The 4,276-nt window shown below is 38.7% G+C and carries 5 protein-coding genes; 3 read left to right on the top strand and 2 right to left on the bottom strand.

Features of this window, described 5'->3' with window-relative positions:
- Positions 1-2 precede the first annotated feature (2 nt).
- Together ACT3RM_RS17000 and thiI are read left to right on the top strand one after the other, a co-directional pair.
- On the top strand, positions 3-560 hold the full coding sequence (locus ACT3RM_RS17000; protein WP_441995352.1) for a TetR/AcrR family transcriptional regulator: 558 nt from the start codon (positions 3-5) through the stop codon (positions 558-560).
- A gap of 88 nt (positions 561-648) precedes the next feature.
- Positions 649-2,106 (top strand): tRNA uracil 4-sulfurtransferase ThiI, encoded by a 1,458-nt coding sequence (gene thiI, locus ACT3RM_RS16995; RefSeq protein ID WP_441995350.1) that lies wholly within the window; start codon positions 649-651, stop codon positions 2,104-2,106.
- A 249-nt stretch (positions 2,107-2,355) separates the two neighbouring features.
- Here the strand turns inward: thiI and ACT3RM_RS16990 are convergent, their stop codons facing one another.
- The gene (locus ACT3RM_RS16990) at positions 2,356-3,252 is read right to left on the bottom strand and encodes a ketopantoate reductase family protein (protein ID WP_441995348.1); all 897 of its coding nucleotides are present in this window, start codon (positions 3,250-3,252) and stop codon (positions 2,356-2,358) included.
- Positions 3,245-3,595 (bottom strand): VanZ family protein, encoded by a 351-nt coding sequence (locus tag ACT3RM_RS16985; protein ID WP_441833815.1) that lies wholly within the window; start codon positions 3,593-3,595, stop codon positions 3,245-3,247. Before ACT3RM_RS16985 ends, ACT3RM_RS16990 begins: the two co-directional genes overlap by 8 nt.
- Before the next feature lie 151 nt (positions 3,596-3,746).
- Between ACT3RM_RS16985 and ACT3RM_RS16980 the strand changes: the two genes are divergently transcribed.
- Complete coding sequence (locus ACT3RM_RS16980; protein ID WP_441993650.1) at positions 3,747-4,229, top strand: YajQ family cyclic di-GMP-binding protein; 483 nt, start codon at positions 3,747-3,749, stop codon at positions 4,227-4,229.
- Positions 4,230-4,276 lie beyond the last annotated feature (47 nt).

The following is a 4,276-nucleotide window of genomic DNA, read 5'->3' as shown; positions in this document are numbered from 1 at the left end:
ATATGGGGATTAGCCCTGGTAATCTTTATTATCATTTTAAAAATAAAGAAGATATTATACGACACATCTTCGCACTTTATAGTGAGCACTTACATACTCAGTTCGCTCCTGTAAATGAAAATGATGATCCTTTTGATTTATTAACTGGCTACCTCGATTCATTATTTGAACTAATGTGGCAATTCCACTTTTTTTACGACAACCTAGGCGATATTTTATCGCGTGATGAGGTCTTAAAAAAAGAGTATATAGAATTCCAATCCGCTTTGTTAAAGCAAGTGCGTAACATTGTTTTAGGACTGCGTGATGGTGGCGTTATTAATGTTGACGATGAAGATACATTGGAGCTTGCTCACATGCTAAAAATTACTGTGAGTTTTTGGACACCTTATGTAAAAGCACGGCGTTTAAGCGGTGAGTTATTCCAGCAAGATATTTACAATGGTATTTTAAAGGTTCTGATGTTGCTTAAAAGTTATTGTACGGAATCTAGCCTGCCAAAAATTAATCATCTAAAAAGCAATTATAGCCAACTTGCTAAGCAAGCAGAGTCGGCTTAAGAGGTTATTTCATAGCCGTTAGATTTTTGCTATAATCGCGCGCCCAGTACTGGGCGCATGAAATCTTAAATTGTCTAACGAGTGAACTATGCTTAAATTTATCGTCAAACTTCATCCTGAAATCGCTATTAAAAGCCGTTCAGTTCGTAAACGCTTTACTAAAGTGTTAGAAAATAATATTAAAATTGTTTTGCGCAAGCTTGACGATAAAGTACAAGTTAAAAACAACTGGGATAACATCTCCGTGCTTACCAAATCAGACGAGCCCCAATTGCGTCTTGATTTTATTGATGGCCTACAACGTATTCCTGGTATAGTGCAATTTATTGAAGTAACTGAAACCAACTACGAAAACCTGCACGATATTTACGAAAAAGCACTCGATATGATTGGCCACTCGGTTGTTGGAAAAACCTTTTGTGTACGTTGTAAGCGCCAAGGTAAGCATGAGTTTACTTCAACAGACGTTGAGCGTTATGTTGGTGGTGGTTTAAATCAACATGTCGATGGCGCAAGTGTAAAATTAAGCCGTCCTGAAGTAACAATTCGTATAGAAATTAAAGATGACAAAGCGTATATCGTTACGCATACACATTACGGTATGGCGGGCTTCCCTCTGCCGACTCAAGAAGATGTTTTATCGTTAATGTCTGGCGGGTTTGACTCGGGTGTTGCCAGTTATCAAATGATCAGAAAGGGCGCTCGTACGCACTTTTTATTCTTTAATCTTGGCGGCGCAGCCCATGAGATTGGTGTAAAACAGGCCAGCTACTATATTTGGAAGCAGTTTAGCTCCACCCATAAAGTTAAGTTTATCAGTGTTGACTTTGAACCTGTGGTAGCCGAAATTCTCGAAAACGTAGAAAATGGCCAAATGGGCGTAGTACTTAAACGTATGATGATGCGCGCAGGTAGTCAGGTAGCGGAAAAGCTTGGCGTGCATGCACTGGTTACTGGTGAAAGTATTGGTCAAGTATCAAGTCAAACACTAGCTAATTTGAGTGTTATTGACCGGGTCACTGAGACTTTAATTCTTCGCCCGTTAATTCAGCATGATAAACAAGAAATTATTGATATTGCCCGCAAAATCGGCACTGCTGAAATGGCCGAAACGATGCCAGAATATTGTGGTGTGATTTCGAAAAAGCCAACAGTAAAAGCGAAGTTAAGTGTAATTCAAGCCGAAGAACAAAAATTTGATTTTGATGTATTAGATACTGTTGTCGATAATGCTCGTATTATGGATATACGTGACATTGATGTACAGGCTAAACAAGAGCTTAAAGAAGCTGAAGCAGTAACAAGCTTACCTGCCGGTGCTGTGGTTGTTGATATTCGCTCGCCAGAGGAAGAAGATGCTAAACCGCTTAAAATTGATGACACAGAAGTTGTGCATTTACCGTTTTTCCGTTTAGCGACCAAGTTTGGTGACCTACCAACAGATAAAGACTATTATCTATACTGCGCTAAAGGTGTGATGAGCCAACTTCAAGCGCTTATTTTACACGAACAAGGTTTTGATAATGTTAAGGTTTACCGCCCATAACCATAACTAACGAGCTATATAAGAATAAAAATGCGGTTTAACACCGCATTTTTTTATGGTTATTTACCCCGAGAAAGCAAAAGGCACGCACAAACAAGTTCGCGCCTTGTATTACGCTAAATCTACGACATGATATTGATGTTTAAGCTTGCGTAAGTGGGACTTTACGCCACGCAAAAGGTTTGATGTTGGGCCAACAGCGCGAGATAACCTCATGCCTACAGAAAATCGGCGGAGCTCCTGTTAAAATTAGCTGTTTAGTACTTTATATAATAACTCATCATTGCATGGGGTCTTTATGGCTAATAATTTTCCTTGCTCGCTTATAAACCCACACATTGCCTCTATTTCAGTTTGGCGATTATGAGCCATATCTTGCTGCATTGACGAGTAGTTATCTTGGGTTTCAGCCATTACCAGGTAAGCTTGTTGAAGTGCTTCGCTAAGGATTACTTTAACACCTAGGGCGTTGGCTACATTACAGGCTTCATTTAAAAGGTTAAGAATTTTCCCGCTAAAATAAGGAGTGCGAAGTGCGCCGTTTTTTACGTTATATAAAGCACTCAGTGGGTTTATTGCTATATTGATAAGCAATTTTTTAAAACGTAACAGCTCGATTTGTTCGCTAAAGTAGAGCTCTGGAATGGCTGTCAATTGTTTGCTTACTGCTTCTTTTTGTTTTGTTGCTTGTTGGTTACAGCTGCCCAAAACACTTTCGCCTAACCCTGTATGTATCACATTGGTTGGTGAATTCTTAAAACCCGCCAGCCGAGTGGTTAAAAAATATAAACCTTGTTCTGTTTTTAATTGGCTTTGTAGTGACGATAAATCACTCATACCGTTATGAGACAAAACCACATTACAGGTGTTTGCTGTATAAGGTATAAATTGGTTAAACGCATCTACTAATTGGTAAGCTTTAACAGCGAAAATAATAGTATCGAAAGGGGTTTTTATAAGCTTATTGGGTATTTCGTTTGTTACGATATTAACCTTGATTGCTTTTTTTTCGAAGCCTGCCTGGTAAGTATACTTAGTTTGGCTATTTCTACTTCGGGTGGCAAGGGTTATCGTGTGCTCAGCACTTAAAAAGTGGCTGTATAACAAACCAATTGCGCCATCGCCAACAACTAAGATATTAGCCATCGCGGTTTTTTTTCCCTACATGAAAAGTTAGCTTAATGGCAAAGTAACTTGCTGCGCCTATAAAGTCGGCAACAAAATCAGCAAATGAAGCTCGGCGATATGGCAGCATATCTTGCATTATTTCAATAGCCGCACCGTAACCTGCTAAAACTAATATTTGTAGCCATAAAGGAATTTTAAATGCTTTGTCCATCACGACGGCTAGAATGAAAAAAATACCAAAATGCGCGACTTTATCTACGTGAGGAAATAAGTTTGCAGCGCCTTTGATCTCCTTGGCAAACAAAAATGTGAAGGCCACTATACTGAGTAAAAATAGTGCTTGGTAAATTCGCCTAGTCACAGAAAATCCTAAATAGCTTAAAAATGAACCGGCAGTATATCAAATATATTTAGTACCGCACCTGAATAACATTCACAAAGGTGCAAAGATTTATTAAATTACAGGTATAATCACTACTATATTAATTTTAAATATTTGCTAGGAGAAACTCATGCCTTCATTTGACATTGTATCTGAAGTAGAAATGAACGAAGCGCAAAATGCGGTAGATAACGCGAATCGTGAACTTGACACTCGCTTTGATTTTAGAGGGGTTGATGCCTCTATTGAGCTGAACGACAAAACCATTAAGCTCAAAGCTGAAGCTGATGCTCAAGTAATGCAGTTATTTGATATTTTAGCTAATAAAGTATCAAAGCGCGGAATGGATGTATCAAGTCTTGAGCTACAAGAGATCTCTCGTGCGGGTAAAAATGTATTCCGTAACGTGGCTTTAAAGCAAGGTATTGAAAAAGACGTGGCTAAAAAAGTAGTTAAAGCTATCAAGGATTCGAAAGTAAAAGTGCAAGCGGCTATTCAAGGTGAAGAAGTGCGTGTAACAGGCAAAAAGCGTGACGACCTACAAGAAGCAATGCAAGTTGTACGCGGTGCTGATCTAGGTCAACCATTCCAGTTTAAAAATTTCCGCGATTAATCGTTTTATGCTTATAGCTAATAAATACTACTTGTTATAGAAATGAG

This window comes from Pseudoalteromonas sp. AOP7-A1-14 (genome assembly GCF_052376275.1).
GTDB lineage: Bacteria > Pseudomonadota > Gammaproteobacteria > Enterobacterales > Alteromonadaceae > Pseudoalteromonas.
Note: the sequence above shows the minus strand (reverse complement) of the source record. Positions and strands in the feature narration are given on the sequence as shown.

What these genes read in the sequence shown, in the direction of transcription:
- ACT3RM_RS16990 (WP_441995348.1), bottom strand. Translation starts at nt 3,252, where the DNA reads ATGGCTAATATCTTAGTTGTTGGCGATGGCGCAATTGGTTTGTTATAC.
- ACT3RM_RS16980 (WP_441993650.1), top strand. Translation starts at nt 3,747, where the DNA reads ATGCCTTCATTTGACATTGTATCTGAAGTAGAAATGAACGAAGCGCAA.
- ACT3RM_RS17000 (WP_441995352.1), top strand. Translation starts at nt 3, where the DNA reads ATGGGGATTAGCCCTGGTAATCTTTATTATCATTTTAAAAATAAAGAA.
- thiI (WP_441995350.1), top strand. Translation starts at nt 649, where the DNA reads ATGCTTAAATTTATCGTCAAACTTCATCCTGAAATCGCTATTAAAAGC.